This is a genomic window from Pseudarthrobacter sp. NCCP-2145 (assembly GCF_023708005.1).
GTDB classification, from domain to species: domain Bacteria; phylum Actinomycetota; class Actinomycetes; order Actinomycetales; family Micrococcaceae; genus Arthrobacter; species Arthrobacter oxydans.
Genome location: NZ_BRCG01000001.1, coordinates 45397 through 62958, shown reverse-complemented (window position 1 = coordinate 62958; position 17562 = coordinate 45397). Strand labels below are relative to the sequence as shown.

The following is a 17562-nucleotide window of genomic DNA, read 5'->3' as shown; positions in this document are numbered from 1 at the left end:
GCCAAGGGTGCCGCCTTCCGCGTGCCGGGACACGGGTCCCCCGGATGACACTTCAGCTCCGTCGTCGCGCTTCTCGCGGCCTAGCCCCACGTGGTGAACCTTCCTCTAAATTCGAAATCCGGCCCATTTTAGTGGTCCAGGCTGGGAAATTGCCGGGCGGTCCAGCGGCCGCGCCCTGTAAAGGGCTCAGAAGCCCAGCTTCACCAGCTGTTTCGGGTCCCGCTGCCAGTCCTTCGCCACCTTCACGTGGAGGTCCAGGTAGATGCGTGTACCCAGGAGCGCCTCGATGCCCTTGCGCGCATTGGTGCCCACCTCACGCAGACGGCTGCCGCCCTTGCCGATGATGATTGCTTTTTGGGAAGGACGCTCCACATAAAGGTTCACCCGCACGTCAAGCAGCGGGCTGTCGTCCGGCCGGTCCTCCCGGGGAACGATTTCTTCCACCACCACGGCGAGGGAGTGTGGCAGCTCATCCCGAACGCCTTCGAGGGCCGCTTCCCGGATAAGTTCCGCCACCATCACGGCTTCCGGCTCGTCGGTGAGTTCACCGTCCGGGTACAGCGGAGGAGACGGCGGCATGTGGCTGATGAGGACGTCAGCGACGGTGTCCACCTGGAAGCCGTCAGTGGCGGAGACGGGAACGATGTCCTTCCACCCCTCCTCCCCCAGCACTTCCCGGCCGAGGGCGGCCACGGCCAGGAGCTGTTCCGTCAGGGCCTGGCGGTCCACAGTGTCGGCCTTGGTGACGATGGCGATCACGGGCTTGCGGCCCACGGCGGCCAACTGCGCGGCGATGAACTTGTCGCCCGGGCCGATCTTTTCGTTGGCGGGGAGGCAGAACCCGATCGCATCCACCTCCGCCAGTGTGTCGGCAACGAGGTCGTTCAGGCGCTTGCCCAGGAGTGTGCGGGGGCGGTGCAGCCCCGGTGTGTCAACCAGGATCAGCTGCGCGTCCTGCCGGTGGACGATGCCGCGGATGGTGTGCCGGGTGGTCTGGGGCTTAGCGGACGTGATGGCCACCTTCTTGCCCACCAGCGCGTTAGTCAGGGTGGACTTGCCCGCGTTGGGCCGGCCTACCAGGACCGAGAACCCTGCGCGGAAACCACCGAAATCGTCGTGGCTTTCGCCCTTATTTTTCTTGCTCACGTGAAACTCCCTGCTGGGTTGCTTCCGCCTCTTGGAAGAGGTCCTCAAGGTCAGTGTCTTCTTTTGCCACCCGCGCCGCAATGATATGGCTGACGCGGTTGCGGCGGCCTTCCAGCCGGTCGGCCCGCAGGGACACGCCCTGCACTTCCACCGTGCTTCCCACGATGGGTACGCGGCCCAGCGCTTTTGCGAGCAGGCCGCCAACGGTGTCCACTTCATCATCATCGAGTTCGATGTCGAACAGCTCGCCCAGGTCATCGATGCCCATGCGGGCGCTGACCCGGTAGGATCCGTCGTCGAGCTCCACGGCCTCGGCACTTTCGGTGTCGTACTCGTCCACGATTTCACCCACGATTTCCTCGATGAGGTCCTCCAGGGTGACAAGTCCGGCAGTTCCGCCGTACTCGTCGATCACGATGGCAACATGCGTGGACTCCTTCTGGAGCTCCCGGAGCAGGTCGCTGACGGGCTTCGATTCCGGCACATACCGTACTTCCCGGGCGAGCGACTCCACCAGCGGCGGTTCCTCGTGGGGTGCCAGTTCGTGAATGACGGCCGCAACGTCCTTCAGGTAGATGATGCCGAGAATCTGGTCCGTGCTGTCGCCGATGACCGGGATCCTGGAGTAGCCGGAGCGGAGGAAGAGGGACATCGCCTGCCGCAGGCTGGACCCCGCTTCGATGGTGAGGATGTCCGTGCGCGGCACCATCACGGCGCGGACAAGCGTGTCACCGAAATCGAAAACGGACTGGATCATTTCCGCCTCGGTGTCCTCGATCATGTCGGACTCGCTGGCACGTTCAACAAGTTCACGGAATTCCTGCTCGCTGAAGAACGCCTCGTCCCCGCCGGGGGCTCCGGGGGCAGCGGTACTGCCAAGCGTCACCAGCCAGCCTGGAATTGGCCCCAGGACCCAGGTCAGGAAGCGGATCATCGGAGCGGTGGAGCGCACCACGGCAGCGGAATGCAGCCTGCCAAGCTGGCGCGGGGAGACACCGACGATCACAAAGCCCAGCAAGGCCATGATGCCGGTGGCGGCAAGGCCGGCAAGCCACACGTTGTCCAGCAGGCTGTAGAGCAGCACGGCGACGGCAACGGCAGAGGCCATCTCGAACCAGATACGCCAGAACCGCAGCGCCCGGATGTGCGCCACCGGATGGGAGAGGATCTGCCGCAGGGCGGTCCCGCGGCTCTTCAGCAGGGCGTCTTCCGCGTCATGCCGCGGAATGAAGTTGAAGGCCGCTTCGGCCGCAGTCAAGACGGCCGCAACAGCCAGGAAAGCCAAGGCCATTGCGACGAGGAGCAGAGGCGTCACTGGGTGGTCTCGGCGGGCGCTTCTTTGCCGGTGAAGCCGGACAGGAGCTCACGCTGGAGCCCGAACATCTCGGCCTTCTCCTCGGGTTCTGCATGGTCGTATCCCAGCAGGTGGAGGATCCCGTGCGTGGTGAGCAGGAGCATCTCGTCCTGCAGTGAGTGGCCGGCGTTCTTGGCCTGCACCCGGGCAACCTGCGGGCAGATGGCAATATCGCCAAGCATGCCCTGGGGGGTGGGACGGTCCGGCGTCCCGGGAGTCAACTCGTCCATGGGTACGGACAGGACATCGGTGGAGCCGGGCTCATCCATCAGTTCGATGTGAAGCTTCTCCATCGCGGGCTCGTCCACCAGCAGGACGGACAGTTCAGCCTGCGGATGGATATACAGCTGTTCAAAGATGTACCGGGACAATGCCACGATTTCCGCTTCGTCCACCTGGACGCCGGATTCATTGTTGACCTCGATGCTCACGCGTGTTCCCCCCGTTTAGCGGCGCCGGCCGAATGTTTTACCCGGCTGCGCTGGGTTTCATCCCAGATGCTGTAGGCGTTGACGATGTCACCCACCAGCCTGTGCCTGACGACGTCTGCGGCGTCAAGGACCGAGAAGCTGACGCCCTCGATGCCCTGGAGGATCTCCTCCACGATGCGGAGTCCGGAGCGGGTGCCGAAGGGCAGGTCAACCTGGGTGACGTCCCCGGTGACCACCATCTTGGATCCGAAGCCAAGCCGGGTAAGGAACATCTTCATCTGCTCCGGCGTGGTGTTCTGGGCCTCGTCAAGGATGATGAAGGCGTCATTGAGCGTCCGGCCGCGCATGTAGGCGAGGGGCGCCACTTCAATGGTGCCTGCTGCCATCAGCCGGGGAATGGACTCGGGGTCCATCATGTCGTGCAGTGCATCGTAGAGCGGGCGCAGGTACGGATCGATCTTGTCGCTCAGGGTCCCGGGGAGAAAACCCAACCGCTCTCCCGCCTCAACGGCGGGGCGGGTCAGGATGATGCGGCTGACCTCTTTTTGCTGCAGTGCCTGGACGGCCTTTGCCATCGCGAGGTAGGTCTTGCCTGTACCTGCCGGACCTATGCCGAAAATCACCGTATTGGTGTCGATGGAGTCAACGTAGGTCTTCTGGTTCAGCGTCTTCGGGCGGATGGTTTTTCCGCGGCTGGACAGGATGTCGTGGGTCAGTACGTCAACGGGGTTTTGCAGGGACTGGGTACGGAGCAGTGCAACAAGCTGCTGCAGCACCGCCGGGCTGATCACCGTGCCGCGGGCCACGAGCCCCCGGACCTCGTGGAGGAGGCGCATGATGCGGGGAACGTCGCTGGCAGGCCCTGTAATCGAGAGCTCATTGCCCCGGACATGGAAGTTGACGGCCGGAAACTGTTCCTCGATATACCGCAGTGCCTCGTCATGGCTGCCCAGGGACTGGACCATCTGGTCGGAGTTGTCGAAAAGGACTACCTCGGTCCGGCTGCCGGGGAGGGAATGGGGAAATTCCCCCGCAGCGCCTTCTCCCGTGTTGAGCTGGCGCTTGCCATTCGCTGATTCAGTCATAGTGGTGGCCCGCAGGCCCGTGATCCCCTCAAAGTACCGGACAATTCCCGCTGCTGGCGGCCGGCGACAGGGCCCTTCGACGATGGACCGGTTGCGCCTCGACCAGCGATCCTTCCATCTTACGCCAGGACCCCATCAACCTCTGAAAAGGGGAACGGCAAGACCCTTCGGATAGCCTGGACGGCGCCGCCCGTTCCGCCATTAGGTATCAACTTCATATCGGCCTCATATCGTTCCCGTTGCAGTTCCTCCCCGAGGCCCGTATCCGGCCTTTCAGCTTCGGGCCCTGTGCCATGCTGGAAATCCAGCCGCTGCTGGATTGCCGCTTGGGGAGCGGCCAGCCATTCATGGAAGGACAGGCAACAAACGTGCCGGAATCTGCTGCGCCCCGCAGGGCAGGACGACGTGGCGGCATTGTGCGCCCTGCCGTCCTGGCAGTGGTTCTCTTGGCGGCTCCGCTCCTGACGGGCTGCCTGGCCGAGCCGGACCCCTCCCCCACTACCCTTCTGGGCTCTGGCCCTGCCGCCACCGGCACCGCGCCTTCCACGAGCGCGCCGCTCGAAACCACGCAGTCGTCCAACAAGGCCCCGGTCTACTGGATTGGCCGGAGCAACAGCAGCATCTTCCTTTACCGGGAATTCAGGGAAGTGCCTGAGCAGGAGAATCCGGTAACGAGGGCCCTGCGGGCCATGATGTCGGACAAGCCCCTTGACCCGGATTTCTTCACCCCCTGGCAGAATCCCGGCAAGCTGGCCACGTCCATCTCCGGCAAGGACGTCATCACGGTGGATGTGTCTGAGGACGCCTTCAACAGCAACCTCGACGCCGATATGGCCGGCCGCGCTGTCCAGCAACTTGTGTATACGGCCAGCGCTGCTGCGGCCAGTTCAGGGCTTATCGATTCCGGGCAGCAGATCCGCGTGCGGATCCTGGTGGACGGGCACACGGACTACGTTGCTTTCGGCCATATCCAGCTGGGTGACCTTATGACGAGGGCCGCCGGCATGGTGGCCCCAGTCTGGATCATTGATCCGCAGGAGAACTCAGAAGTGGCGGCCGGGAGCGTCAAGATCACCGGCCGCAGCACCCTGTCCGGAGGCAAGCTCCGCTGGCAGATCCTCCGGACGGAAGATGACGGAAGCAAGGTCCCGTTCCTGACTGGGGAGACGACGGCGGCCGCCGAGCCAGGGCAGGCAGGACTGTTTACGCTGGCCCTCACACTTCCGGCCGGGGACTACGAATTGAAGGTGGCACAGGCCGGTACCGGGGATCAGCCGGACCAGAATGAGGATTCGCGGGCTTTCAAGGTCCGGTAGCCTACCCGGCCGGGGCACGCCGGGCTGGTCAGGGTGAGGGGGCGGTCCACCGGCCCAGGATGTCGCTGGCAAGCACGACGGCGGCCGGTCCGGCCGTTGACGAGCGCAGGACATGGTGCCCCAGCAGGGCGGTGACGGCGCCTTTCCCGCAGAGCCTGGTCACTTCCCTGGGGCTGATGCCGCCTTCCGGCCCGACGATCAGCAGCACTTCACGGGGTTCCGTTCCGTCCGCGACCAAAGAGGCTTCCAGAACCGCGCGCAGGGGGCGCACGGCGTCCTCATGCAGGATGACTGCCAGCCCCGCGGCCTCCACGAGGCCGGCCAGCGCGGCGGTGTCGACGGCGGGACGCACCTCGGGGACCCACGCGCGGCGCGCCTGCTTTGCTGCCGCCGCCACCACCGACTGCCACTTCGCGTGGGCTTTGGCCGCCCGGTCGCCCTTCCACCGCACAATGGACCGTTCGGACTGCCAGGGTATAACGGCGTCGATCCCGAGTTCAGTGCCCGTTTCGATGGCGAGTTCATCCCTGTCGCCCTTGGCCAGGGCCTGCACCAGCACCAGCCTCGTGGACGGCCGCTCCTCAACAGCCACTGAGGCGCACTCCACCTCCAGTCGTGCGGGCGTGGCCGCAAGCACCCGTCCGCTCATCCGCGTTCCGGCTCCGTCAACGATGTCGACCGGCTCACCCGGGGTGAGCCGCTTGACCGTGACGGCGTGCCGCGCCTCGGTCCCCTCGAGGACGAAGACCTGCCCCGCCACCATGTGGTCCAGGGACCCGGGCGGGGTGAAAAAGACAGGGTTGCTCACCGCTACAGGTTACCGAGCCGGTCCCGGAGCTTGGCGAACATGCCGCCGCTGGCCGCAAGCTTGCCCTCTGTGATCTGTTCACCGCGCATCTTGGCCAGCTGCCGCAGGAGCTCTTCCTGTGCGGCATCAAGCTTGGCGGGCGTCTCAACCTGGAGATGCACTTTGAGGTCACCGCGGCCGTAACCGCGCAAGTGGGTGACGCCAAGTCCACGAAGAGTGATGATCTCACCGGACTGGGTCCCGGGCTTGACGTCGATTTCCTGTGGCCCGTCGAACGTTTCCAGGCTCACTTCGGTGCCCAGGGCGGCCGCCGTCATCGGAATGTGCAGGGTGGCGTGGAGATCGTCGTTGTCGCGTACGTAGGTGGCGTCGTTGTTCACGCGGATCTCAACGTAAAGGTCACCGGACGGTCCGCCGGCCGGGCCTGCCTCGCCCTGGCCGGAAAGCTGGATCCGCGTTCCGGTGGCAACGCCGGCGGGAACCTTGATGGTCAGCGAACGGCGGCTCCGGATGCGTCCCTGGCCGCTGCACTCGTTGCACGGGTCCTTGATGACGGTGCCGAAACCTTCGCAGGTTCCGCACGGGGCTGCCGTCATGACCTGTCCCAGGATGGAACGGACGGCGCGCTGGACCTGGCCGCTGCCGCCGCAAATGTCGCAGCGTTCAGGATGGCTGCCGGGCTGGCAACAGGAACCCTCACAGGTTGGGCACGTGACGGCGGTGTCCACATCGAGCTTCTTGTTCACACCGAAGACAGCGTCGCGGAGTTCGATCCGGACGCTGATGAGGGCGTCCTGCCCGCGCCGCACCCGGGAGGCCGGGCCGGTGGAACCGCCGGCACCAAAGAAGGTGTCGAAAATGTCCTGGAAAGCGAACCCCTGGCCGGCGTATCCGCCACCGCCGAAGCCGTTGTCCGTCCCATTTTCGTTGCCCGTGGTGTCGTAGACCCGGCGTTTCTGGGGATCCGACAGGACTTCGTAGGCGTGGGTTACTGCCTTGAAGCGGTCCGACGCATCCTCACCCGGGTTGACGTCCGGGTGCAGGGTGCGTGCCAGCTTGCGGTAGGCCTTCTTGATCTCTTCTCCCGTGGCCTCCGGTGAGACTCCAAGGACGTCGTAGTGGCTGCTCAAAGTTCGTATCTCTTCCTTGTTGTACTGCCTGCAGTTGGACTGCTGGAAATGCTGTGGGTGTCCAGTGGTCCCGGCCGGGCCTCAGGGGCCCAGGATCCGGGAAAGGTAGCGGGCGACGGCCCTGACCGCGGCCATGGTGGTGGGATAGTCCATGCGTGTTGGTCCCAGAATGCCGATCTTTGCTGCGCTGTCCGGGCCGTAGCCGGTGGCCACCACCGATGCCTCGGCCAGTCCGTCGTAGGGATTCTCGCGGCCGATGCTGACAGCCACTCCGCGGTGGTCCTGCGCCATCTCGCTCAGCAGGCGGAGCATGACCACCTGCTCCTCCAGGGCTTCCAGCACCGGGCCGATGCTCAGTGGGAAGTCCACGTTGGACCGCGCCAAATTCGCTGTGCCGGCCATCACCATGCGTTCCTCGCGGCTGCTCTGCGCCAGGGCTTCCAGGCCGATAGCGAGGGCCTGCGCCGCCTGCCTTTGCCCCGGGGCAGCCGTGGCCACCACGGCAGGCAGGGACTGGGAGAGCTGGCTCAGCGGCGTTCCGGCAAGCGATCCGAGGAAGCGTGCCCGCAGGCCCGCCAAGGCGTCATCCCCCAGGTCCTGGCCGACGTCGATAACGCGCTGCTCCACCTTGCCGCTGTTGGCGATCAACACCACCAGCACCTTCCGCGGGGCGAGGAGGACAAATTCGATATGCCGGACCAGGGCCCTGCTCAAGTGAGGGTACTGGACCACGGCAACCTGGTTGGTCAGCTGGGACAGGAGCCGGACAGTGCGGTCCAGGACATCGTCCAGGTCGTCCGATCCTTCCAGCAGGGACTGGATGGCGCGGCGCTCCGCCGGGGAGAGCGGCTTGACGGCAGAGATCTGGTCCACGAAGAGCCGGTATCCCTTATCTGTCGGAATCCGCCCGGCGCTGGTGTGCGGGGCCGTGATCAGGCCCTCTTCCTCCAGTGCCGCCATGTCATTCCTGATGGTTGCGCTGGACACACCGAGATGATGGCGCTCCACCAGGGCTTTGGATCCCACGGGTTCGCGGGAATGGACGTAGTCCTCCACGATGGCACGGAGTACTTCAAGTTTGCGTGGCTCGCTCACACTCCACCTCCATCCAGGGTTGGGGCGGCAGCGCCGCCCGCGCTGTGCCGCCCATCGTTTAGCACTCGACATGCCCAAGTGCTAACAGTCTATTATGCCTCTGCCCGTTGCTAGCATTGGTACCGCTCCGGGCGAAATTCCGGACCTGTGATCGAGCGCTAGGCGGAGTGAATCAATGCATTACCAGAACTGGGGACCCCAGGACATGTCCGCTCCGTCCAGCGCTGCCCTGCCTGAAGTGCCTGTTGAGCGCGGAATGGTGCTGGAGGACGTCCAGTCCGGCTGGGTGGGCGCCGTGACCCGCGTGGAGAAGTCCGGCGGCATGCATGTGGTGGCACTCGAGGACAGGCGCGGCAAGTCCAGGTCTTTCCGCCTGGGGTTCGGCTTCCTCCTCGAGGGGCAAGCTATCAAGCTCCTCCCGCCGGCGCCCCGCCAGGCTCCCACCGCTGCAGCCGGCCGGACAGCCTCGGGTTCGGTCCGGGTGGCCGGCCAGCGGGCGCAGGTCGCCAAGGCCAGCCGGATCTGGGTTGAGGGAAAGCACGACGCCGAACTGGTGGAAAAGGTCTGGGGAGACGACCTTCGGGTGGAAGGCATCGTCGTCGAACCCCTCCACGGCATCGACGACCTTGCCGGCGCGGTAGCCGAGTTCAGGCCCGGACCGGGCCGGCGCCTCGGAGTTTTGGTGGACCACCTGGTTCCGGACTCCAAGGAATCGCGCATCGCGGACGCCGTCATGGCCTTGCCGGGTGCTGCCGGGAACGTGCTGATCGTAGGCCACCCCTATGTGGACGTCTGGCAGGCGATCCGGCCGGCTGTCCTGGGCATCGAAAAATGGCCTGTGGTGCCGCGCGGGCAGGACTGGAAGACCGGTATCCTCACCGCGTTCGGCTGGCCCCATGCCACCAAGGAGGACATCGGTCTCGGGTGGCAGAAGCTGCTGGGTGCGGTCCGCACCTACGCGGACCTGGAAGCCTCCCTGCTGGGGAGGGTAGAGGAAGTCATTGACTTCCTCACGGTTCCCTGACAGGTACCCCGTTGCCGCTGCGCCTGGAGCCCAAGGCAACTTCTGGGCGTCCAGCCAGTATTCTTGGTAGTGCGGAACCTGCGGTAGTTGCAGGCTGGCGCAACCTCTATGCACTCTTAGCCATCTCCATTGCACTTTCAGAAGGAACAGACTGTGGCAGAAAACGCACGCGATCACAGGGACACCCAGGGCGGCCAGGGCCGTTCGGAATACCATGGCGTTCCGGCGAATGCGCTGCCCCTGACAGCCAGCGAGGACCGGCAGTGGGCCACCATGGCCCATTTCGGCGGAATCCTGGGCTGCGTTCCGGCTCTGCTGATCTACCTGATTTTCCGGGACCGGGGCCCTTTCACGGCGCAGGAGTCCAAGGAAGCGCTCAACTTCAGCCTGCCGCCCACCATCGCTGCTGTGGTGGCGAACATCCTGGTGTTTGTTCCGGTGGTCGGCAACATTTTTGCCGTGATTGCCACCCTCATCTGGATCGCCTTGACCTGCTTCTCCGTGGCAGCCGGCATCCATGTCAACAAGGGCCAGCCGCACCGCTACCCGTACAACCTGCGCTGGATCAAGTAGTCCCCGCCGGCTCCCAGCACCGGTTCCCAGCCTTTAAACTGCTAGTCCGGCAGGACCCGGCGCACCACCGCGTCCGCCAGCAGCCTGCCCTTCAGCGTGAGGACCAGCCGTCCCGCGAAAGCGGCGGCAGGATCCACCAGTTCCTCCGCGATCAGCCCGGCGACCTCGCGCCGCCCTGTGGCGCCGAGCGAAGCGATCTCGAGGCCAGAGTGGAGGCGGACCTCAAGCATCACCCGCTCCATATTCCGGGTTTCAGAATCCAGGGTTTCCCTCCCCGCCGCCGGTGACATTCCTTGCGCAAGGCGTCCGGCGTAGGCAGTGGGGTGCTTGACGTTCCACCAGCGGACACCGCCCACGTGCGAGTGGGCTCCGGGCCCGATCCCCCACCAGTCGTCGCCGCGCCAGTAGGCGAGGTTGTGGCGGCAGGCCTGTCCGGGCGTGCGGGCCCAGTTGCTGACCTCGTACCAGGCAAGGCCTGCTTTGGTGATCAGCTCATCGGCGAGCTCGTACTTGTCGGCGTGGTCGTCGTCGTCGATCCCCGGAACTTCACCACGGCGGATCTGTGCGGCGAGCTTGGTCCCGTCCTCGATAATCAGCGCGTAAGCGCTGATGTGGTCCGGCTGGTAGGACAGGGCGGTCTCGAGCGAGTACCGCCAATCGTCCAGCGACTCCCCCGGCGTGCCGTAGATGAGGTCCAGGCTGACGGCCAGCCCGGCGTCCCGGGCCCACTGCACTACCTGCGGCACGCGGCTGGGCGTGTGGGTCCGGTCAAGGACCTTGAGGACGTGCGGAACGGCTGACTGCATGCCGAACGAAATCCGGGTGAACCCGGCCTCCTTCAGGACGGCAAGGGATTCCGGGGTGACCGAGTCCGGGTTGGCCTCCGTAGTGACCTCGGCGCCGTCCTCGATGCCCCACTGGTCGATGGCGCGCCCCAGGATCAGGGCCAGGTCCTCCGCGGGGAGCAGGGTTGGCGTGCCGCCTCCGAAGAACACTGTGCTGAGCGGCCGCGCGGGGAGGCCGGATTCTGCAAGGACGCTGGCCGCCAGGGACACTTCCGAGGCCGCGGTGGCGGCATAGGCATCCTGCGAGGCGCCGCCACCGAGCTCCGTGGCGGTATAGGTGTTGAAGTCGCAGTAGCCGCAGCGGACGGAGCAGAACGGGATGTGAACATAGAGCCCGAATGCCCGGTCCGCCGCACCGTCGGCTGCCTGGCGGGGCAGCAGACCGTCCGACGGCGCCGGGTCGCCCAGGGGAAGAACGCTAGGCACTGCAGGGTCCTCCTGCACTGCCGGCCGCTGTAACCACTACTTCCTGGCCTTGTCCTTGGACTCGTCTGTGGTGAGCGCAGCGATGAAGGCTTCCTGGGGGACTTCGACGCGGCCCACCATCTTCATGCGCTTCTTGCCTTCCTTCTGCTTTTCCAGCAGTTTGCGCTTACGGGAGATGTCACCGCCGTAGCACTTGGCCAGGACGTCCTTGCGGATGGCGCGGATGCTTTCGCGGGCGATGATCCTGGAGCCGATGGCCGCCTGGATGGGCACCTCGAACTGCTGGCGGGGAATGAGCTCGCGCAGCTTGGTGGTCATCATGACGCCGTACGCGTAGGCCTTGTCGCGGTGGGTGATGGCGGAGAAGGCATCCACCTGCTCGCCCTGGAGCATGATGTCCACCTTGACAAGGTCGGCCACCTGGTCGCCGTCGGCCTTCCAGTCCAGGGAACCGTAGCCGCGGGTCTTGGACTTCAGGATGTCGAAGAAGTCGAACACGATCTCGGCCAATGGAAGGCGGTACCGGATTTCCACCCGGTCCTCGGACAGGTAGTCCATGCCGCCCATCACACCGCGGCGGCTCTGGCAGAGCTCCATGATGGCTCCGACGAATTCGTTTGGGGCCAGGATGGTGGCGGCCACCATGGGCTCGCGGACCTCGGAGATTTTGCCGGAGGGGTATTCGCTGGGGTTGGTCACGTGGACCACTTTCTTGTCCTCCAGCGTGACCTCGTACTCCACGTTGGGGGCGGTGGAGATCAGGTCCAGGTTGTACTCGCGCTCCAGCCGCTCGCGCGTGATTTCAAGGTGGAGCAGGCCCAGGAAGCCAACACGGAAGCCGAAGCCAAGGGCGGCGGACGTTTCGGGCTCGTAGACCAGGGCGGCGTCGTTGAGCATCAGCTTCTCCAGCGCATCGCGCAGCACCGGGTAGTCCGTGCCGTCCAGCGGGTACAGACCGGAAAAGACCATGGGCTTGGCATCCGCATAGCCGGGAAGCGAATCCGCGGCAGGCTTGGCAAGGTTGGTCACGGTGTCGCCCACCTTGGACAGGCGGACATCCTTCACACCCGTGATGAGGTAGCCCACTTCTCCGACGCCCAGGCCCTTGGAGGGGGTGGGTTCCGGGGAGCTCACTCCGATCTCAAGGAGTTCGTGCGTGGCCCGGGTGGACATCATCTGGATGCGTTCGCGGGGGTGCAGCATGCCGTCCACCACCCTGACATAGGTGACCACGCCGCGGTAGGTGTCGTACACCGAGTCGAAGATCATGGCGCGCGCAGGGGCATTGGCGTCGCCCTGGGGAGCCGGCAGGTCGCGGACGATCTTGTCCAGCAGCGCCTCCACGCCCATGCCGGTCTTGCCCGAAACGCGCAGGACGTCCTCCGGGTCTCCGCCGATCAGGCTGGCCAGTTCCGCCGCGTACTTCTCCGGCTGCGCTGCCGGGAGGTCGATCTTGTTCAGGACGGGGATGATCGTGAGGTTGTTTTCCATGGCCAGGTACAGGTTGGCGAGGGTCTGGGCCTCGATGCCCTGGGCAGCATCCACGAGGAGGATCGCCCCTTCACACGCCGCGAGGGAGCGGGAGACCTCATACGTGAAGTCAACGTGTCCAGGTGTATCGATCATGTTCAGCGCGTAGCTGGTGCCGTCGAGTTCCCACGGCATGCGGACCGCCTGGGACTTGATGGTGATGCCGCGCTCGCGCTCAATGTCCATCCGGTCCAGGTACTGGGCCTTCATGTCCCGGGACTGGACCACGCCGGTGAACTGCAGCATCCGGTCGGCCAGGGTGGACTTACCGTGGTCAATGTGCGCGATGATACAGAAATTCCGAATAATGGCCGGATCTGTCGCGGCGGGCACCGGTGCGGTGCGGGCCATGGGAGACACGCAGGGGTCCTTACTCTTGGCATTCACACGGCCATCCGCCTGGGCGCGCCGTGGGCGGCCCGCGGGCTGGCCGCACATTTTCAACCTCCAGTGTCCCACGTCAAGGCCTGCCGCACCGCATCCTGAAGGGAGTTGCCGCCAGCATTCCTCCTCGCGGGAGGCAGCTATAGGGTGGCTGGATGGTTTTCAATCTCCGATCACTGCAGGACGCGGTCAGGACGGGCCTGCGAACACTCCACAAGGTGCGAAGCGCTGCAGGGGCAGCCGCCCGCCGCACCCCGGGCCGGCCTGGACCGGCTTCCGGCGACGGGCAGGTCCAGGGCAGGTCAAACGCCGCTGCTGCCTACCCCGGGGACTTCCACGGGAAATTCACTGTCAGGTATGCGGCCAGGCCGGATGGTGAACCGGATCCCGGGGAAGTGGTGTGGGCGTGGGTGCCGTACGAGGAAGACCACAGCCGCGGGAAGGACCGTCCTGTGCTGCTGGTGGGCCGCAACGGCGGCTACCTGCTCGGACTGATGCTGACCAGCAGGGACCGTGTTCCCGATTCTGCGGCCTCAGCGGATTACGTGGACATTGGAGTTGGCGGCTGGGACCGGCAGGGCCGTCCCAGCGAGGCCCGGCTGGACCGCGTCCTCCAGCTCCGCCCGGACGGCATCCGGCGGGAGGGTGCCGTGCTGGACCGTAACCGGTTCGATCGGGTGGCCTCCTCCCTGCGCCGGCGACACGGCTGGGCCTAAGCCCTGGAATGGCAAGAGCTGCCGCTGACCTGCTACTCTTTATAGCTGTGTGTCCGTGCAGGTCGACGGCCACTGATGGTTGGCCGCCATAGGTATCCCCACGCCGCTCAGTCAATGGCCAGCTTGAAAGCCCTCTAGACCATTTCCGCATTAAAAAGAGAGTTCACACGTGGCGAATATCAAGTCCCAGAAGAAGCGCATCCTCACCAACGAGAAGGCACGCCTGCGCAACAACGCAGTCAAGTCCGAGCTGAAGACGGCCATCCGCGCCGTCAACACCGCCGTTGAGTCCACGGACAAGGATGCAGCTGCTGCTGCCCTGGTAGCTGCCAGCCGCAAGCTGGACAAGGCTGTCAGCAAGGGTGTTCTGCACAAGAACAACGCAGCAAACCGCAAGTCGGCGATCTCCAAGAAGGTCAACGCACTGTAAGGTTTCCAGTTCGCTTGAACTGATGGTTGTGGCCGGCACCCTCGGGTGCCGGCCACACATCTTTAAGCGCAGCCCCCGCCCCTAAATCCTGGGCTGGTGCGCGGATCAGAGCCTTACAGGTGCGCGCAAGCCTGAGGACCTTCGCGGACAGGCGCCCGAGCAGGGGATCCCGCAGGCCTGCTGAAAGGTCAGCGGCCCTGGACGGACATGGCGATGACCGTGACCGCGTGCTCCACCGCGTAGACGGGGTCGCGGGAGAGGCCTTTGACCTGCGCGTCGGCTTCGGCGGTGGCCTGGATGGACCGGACAAGCCCCTCCGGCGTCCATCGCCTGACATCCCGTTGCGCCTGCTCAACCAGCCAGGGCTGCATGCCAAGCTCCGCGGCTATCTGGGCGGAGGATCCGGATGCGCCGGCAACCCTCGCAACCGTTCGAAGCTTTGCGGCCAGCGCTGCCACCAGCGGTACGGGATCCGCTCCCGTGGCGAGGGCATGGCGGAGCGTGGACAGGGCCAAGGGAGCATTGCCCGCCATGGCAGCATCAGCCACCTTGAAAGCTGTCGCCTCGATACGGCCGCCGTAGTAGCGGTCCACAACCTCCGAGGTGACGGTGGTTCCTGCATCCGCGATGAGCTGGCTGCACGCGGCGGCAAGTTCAGAAAGGTTGGCTCCCACCGCGTTGACCAGCGCCTGGACGGCGTCCTGCTCAATACGGCGGCCGCCGGCCTTGAATTCGGCCGCCACAAAGGCCACCTTGTCTGCGTCCTTCTTGAGGGGCTGGCAGTCCACCACGGGCCAGCCGCCCTTCTTTACGGCGTCCAGGAGCTTCTTCCCCCTGACTCCCCCGCCGTGCCGGAGAACCAGGACGGCATCGGGTTCCGTGTGTTCCACGTACCGGAGCGCATCGGCGAGGAAAGCGTCGTTCATGGCCTCGACGGCCTCCACCTCAATGAGCTTGCTCTCCCCGAAGAGCGAGGGGCTCACCTGCATCAGCAGGGTGCCCGGCTCATAGGCAGCCGCGTTGATGCGGCTGACCTCAACGTCCGGGGCTGCAGCCCGCACCTGCGCGCGGACGCGGTCCATGGCCCTGATGCCCAGGTACTCTTCCGGACCGCTGACCAGCACCACCGCTGCGGGTGTTACGTCCCGCCAGGTGGCAGCGTTTGATGCCGGGGAACGGGTTGCTCGCTTCTGCGCAGCGGCCATCGTGGGTTCCTTCCGGAAAGATTTGTGGAGTATCCCAGCCTGCCACGTCCCGCTCCCCGCTCCAAGCCGGGAGCGGGCCTCCGCGCCGGCTTCCGCTTCGATCGGGGCCCCTGCCGAAAGCCGTGGCGGTGGAGCGTCAGGACTGACCACGTCTCCATGACTTCGATAAGCGAAACGAGACGCCGGTGGCAGGACAGTACAAGCCGGCAGGCCTGGCGGGGCCGGGCGACGGCCCAAACTGTTCCGTAAGTCAGAACAGACAGCAACAGCATGGTCAGCAGACCGGGAATGCCCTCAGGCCATGGAAGCGCTGCCCCTGGGAGCTGGGACGTGAACCTTGCCGTGGCGGCGACACCGGAACTGAAGGTTCCGGCCACCGCGATGAGGGCCGTTGCCGCCCACGGGGCAAGAACCATCAGTGGAACAGCTGCCGTCCCAAACAGTGTCACAGGGGCCACCAGGGGTGAGGCAATGACATTGGCCAGCAGCGAGTAGGTGGAAAACTGGGGTTGCAGGAGCACGATCACGGGACCGCACAGCAGCTGCGCCGACAACGGGACGGCCACCGCCGCAGCCGCCCAGCGTGGAACGAACCCCGGCGTCCAATCGATGATGCGCCGGCCAAGGACAATGATTCCCAGGGTTGCCAGAACGGACAGGAGGAATCCAAAACTGGATCCCAGTCCGGGGTCCGTCAGCAGCAGGCCGATCACCGCCAGGCACAGGAAACTGAGGCCGCGTCCGGACCGCCCACTTGCAAGCGATACGACAGCCACTGCGCCCATGAGGGCTGCCCGCAAAACGCTCGCGTCCGGCCCCACGAGGAGCACAAAGAGCCAGAGGCCGGCACCGGCCAGGGCAGCGGCGGCAAGGCGTGGCAGGCGCAGGCTCCGGCAGGCCAGCAGCAGGGCCCCAAGGACCAGGCTGCAGTTGGCGCCGCTGACGGCCGTCAGGTGCGTCATGCCCACCGCCTTCATGGCAGTCTCCAGGCCCTCGTCCAGCGCTGTGGTATCTCCGGTGACCATGCCCGGCAGCAGGCCGCGGGGATCGGGGGCGAGGAAGGAGGACGCGGCAACGAACTGTTCCCGCAGTTCCTTGGCCGATTTCTCAAGGATTGGCACCCCGGTAGCCGGGCCTGGGCCTGAGGAGGCTGTGAGGATCCCCGCTTCCCGGGTTCCCTGCTCTGGTGGCCGAAGCTTTCCCGTTGCGCGGACCAGCTGCCCGGTCACCGCAGTGCCCCAGTCCCCGCCGCCCGTCACCACGAGCTGAGCCCGGGTTCGGAGCAGGACACCGCCGGTGCTGATCTCGCGGGTCCAGACCGGTACTGACCAGCGTTCCGGCGTTCCCGCCTGGCCTGGTGCTGTGAGCGCACGGGGGTTCCCGGCCACTTCGACGACGGCCACTACTGATTTCCCCGCCGCAACAGCCTCCGCCAGGGGCCCCTCGAACCGCTGGCTTGCTCCCGCGGCCGAGTGGGCAGCCGCGGCCGCTGCCAGGAAGAGTGCTGCCGCGCTGGTGGACAGGAAACTGCGCCGGGCGGGCGGGCGTTCTCTCCCGAGTGCCGTGCAGCGGAGTTTGCCAGGTGGGAAGAGATGCCTGCTCCGGCTGATCAAGAGCGTTCCCGCAGCAGCAAAAGCACAACAGAGTACCGCCAGGGCCACCGGGTGCAGCCAGAGCCCGGCACTGGAGGCTGCCCACACTGCCACCGCCGGAACGGCGAGGCGAACGTCAGTGCGGCGGCGTGGCGCCCCGCTGCCGGGGGCCGCGCCGTTCCCTACAGCCTCCGTCCCCGCTCCCTGCCAGGCTGAATCCCACATCCCGCCCCATTGCTCCTGGAGCCGGCGCCGGAAGGTGGCCGGACGTTCGAGATCCAGCCGCCGTCCTGGCTCTTTCCCGCGGCCCTCAGCCGTCCTGTTCCCGCCGTGCGGTGCGCTGCCTTCGGTGGACGCGGTGCTGCCCGCGTGTCCCGGCACGGCTGCAGGTGCCCTGACTGCAGACTCCACATACCTCTGCCAGGGGCTCGTCGGCGGCTTCTCCCTGCGGCTACCCATCAGATACCGCCCT

The 17562-nt window shown here is 65.7% G+C and carries 16 protein-coding genes; 5 read left to right on the top strand and 11 right to left on the bottom strand.

Features of this window, described 5'->3' with window-relative positions:
* Positions 1–186: 186 nt before the first annotated feature.
* Genes era through NFU08_RS00270 form a run of 4 tightly spaced genes read right to left on the bottom strand, consistent with a single transcriptional unit; the run spans position 187 to position 4016 of the window.
* Entirely contained in the window at positions 187–1146 is a 960-nt protein-coding gene (era, locus tag NFU08_RS00285; protein ID WP_174174377.1) for a GTPase Era, read from the bottom strand.
* On the bottom strand, positions 1130–2461 hold the full coding sequence (locus NFU08_RS00280) for a hemolysin family protein (RefSeq protein WP_174174375.1): 1332 nt from the start codon (positions 2459–2461) through the stop codon (positions 1130–1132). Before NFU08_RS00280 ends, era begins: the two co-directional genes overlap by 17 nt.
* Positions 2458–2931 (bottom strand): rRNA maturation RNase YbeY, encoded by a 474-nt coding sequence (gene ybeY, locus NFU08_RS00275; RefSeq protein ID WP_174174373.1) that lies wholly within the window; start codon positions 2929–2931, stop codon positions 2458–2460. The genes NFU08_RS00280 and ybeY overlap by 4 nt, the downstream gene beginning before the upstream one ends.
* The gene (locus NFU08_RS00270; protein WP_251420091.1) at positions 2928–4016 is read right to left on the bottom strand and encodes a PhoH family protein; all 1089 of its coding nucleotides are present in this window, start codon (positions 4014–4016) and stop codon (positions 2928–2930) included. Before NFU08_RS00270 ends, ybeY begins: the two co-directional genes overlap by 4 nt.
* Before the next feature lie 368 nt (positions 4017–4384).
* On the opposite strand from NFU08_RS00270, the gene NFU08_RS00265 reads away from it, so the two are divergent.
* Complete coding sequence (locus tag NFU08_RS00265) at positions 4385–5332, top strand: GerMN domain-containing protein (RefSeq protein WP_251420090.1); 948 nt, start codon at positions 4385–4387, stop codon at positions 5330–5332.
* Positions 5333–5360: 28 nt separating this feature from the next.
* Here NFU08_RS00265 and NFU08_RS00260 read toward each other — a convergent pair whose 3' ends face one another.
* The 3 genes from NFU08_RS00260 to hrcA all read right to left on the bottom strand — a co-directional run bounded on the left by NFU08_RS00260 (position 5361) and on the right by hrcA (position 8365).
* Entirely contained in the window at positions 5361–6140 is a 780-nt protein-coding gene (locus NFU08_RS00260; protein WP_174174369.1) for a 16S rRNA (uracil(1498)-N(3))-methyltransferase, read from the bottom strand.
* A 2-nt stretch (positions 6141–6142) separates the two neighbouring features.
* Positions 6143–7270, bottom strand: a complete 1128-nt coding sequence (gene dnaJ, locus NFU08_RS00255; RefSeq protein ID WP_174174366.1) for a molecular chaperone DnaJ — start codon at positions 7268–7270, stop codon at positions 6143–6145.
* 81 nt (positions 7271–7351) lie between these two features.
* Positions 7352–8365 carry a heat-inducible transcriptional repressor HrcA gene (gene hrcA / locus NFU08_RS00250; protein WP_174174364.1) on the bottom strand — a complete coding sequence of 338 codons (1014 nt, stop codon included), beginning with the start codon at positions 8363–8365 and terminating at the stop codon, positions 7352–7354.
* Between the two features lie 175 nt (positions 8366–8540).
* On the opposite strand from hrcA, the gene NFU08_RS00245 reads away from it, so the two are divergent.
* Entirely contained in the window at positions 8541–9389 is an 849-nt protein-coding gene (locus NFU08_RS00245) for a DUF3097 domain-containing protein (protein WP_251420089.1), read from the top strand.
* A 153-nt stretch (positions 9390–9542) separates the two neighbouring features.
* A complete protein-coding gene (locus NFU08_RS00240) occupies positions 9543–9962 on the top strand; it encodes a DUF4870 domain-containing protein (RefSeq protein WP_066275976.1) in 420 nt (139 codons plus the stop codon).
* Positions 9963–10003: 41 nt separating this feature from the next.
* On the opposite strand, the gene hemW is transcribed toward NFU08_RS00240, so the two are convergent.
* The gene (hemW, locus tag NFU08_RS00235) at positions 10004–11233 is read right to left on the bottom strand and encodes a radical SAM family heme chaperone HemW (RefSeq protein WP_251420088.1); all 1230 of its coding nucleotides are present in this window, start codon (positions 11231–11233) and stop codon (positions 10004–10006) included.
* Between the two features lie 36 nt (positions 11234–11269).
* Positions 11270–13123, bottom strand: a complete 1854-nt coding sequence (gene lepA, locus NFU08_RS00230) for a translation elongation factor 4 (protein WP_174174358.1) — start codon at positions 13121–13123, stop codon at positions 11270–11272.
* A gap of 179 nt (positions 13124–13302) precedes the next feature.
* Between lepA and NFU08_RS00225 the strand changes: the two genes are divergently transcribed.
* Entirely contained in the window at positions 13303–13863 is a 561-nt protein-coding gene (locus tag NFU08_RS00225) for a type II toxin-antitoxin system PemK/MazF family toxin (RefSeq protein WP_251420087.1), read from the top strand.
* Positions 13864–14032: 169 nt separating this feature from the next.
* Complete coding sequence (gene rpsT / locus NFU08_RS00220) at positions 14033–14293, top strand: 30S ribosomal protein S20 (RefSeq protein ID WP_011692086.1); 261 nt, start codon at positions 14033–14035, stop codon at positions 14291–14293.
* Between the two features lie 188 nt (positions 14294–14481).
* Here the strand turns inward: rpsT and holA are convergent, their stop codons facing one another.
* The gene (holA, locus tag NFU08_RS00215; RefSeq protein ID WP_174174354.1) at positions 14482–15498 is read right to left on the bottom strand and encodes a DNA polymerase III subunit delta; all 1017 of its coding nucleotides are present in this window, start codon (positions 15496–15498) and stop codon (positions 14482–14484) included.
* Positions 15432–17549: a ComEC/Rec2 family competence protein gene (locus NFU08_RS00210; RefSeq protein ID WP_251420086.1), complete on the bottom strand. Its 2118-nt coding sequence runs from the start codon at positions 17547–17549 to the stop codon at positions 15432–15434. Before NFU08_RS00210 ends, holA begins: the two co-directional genes overlap by 67 nt.
* Between the last annotated feature and the right edge of the window lie 13 nt (positions 17550–17562).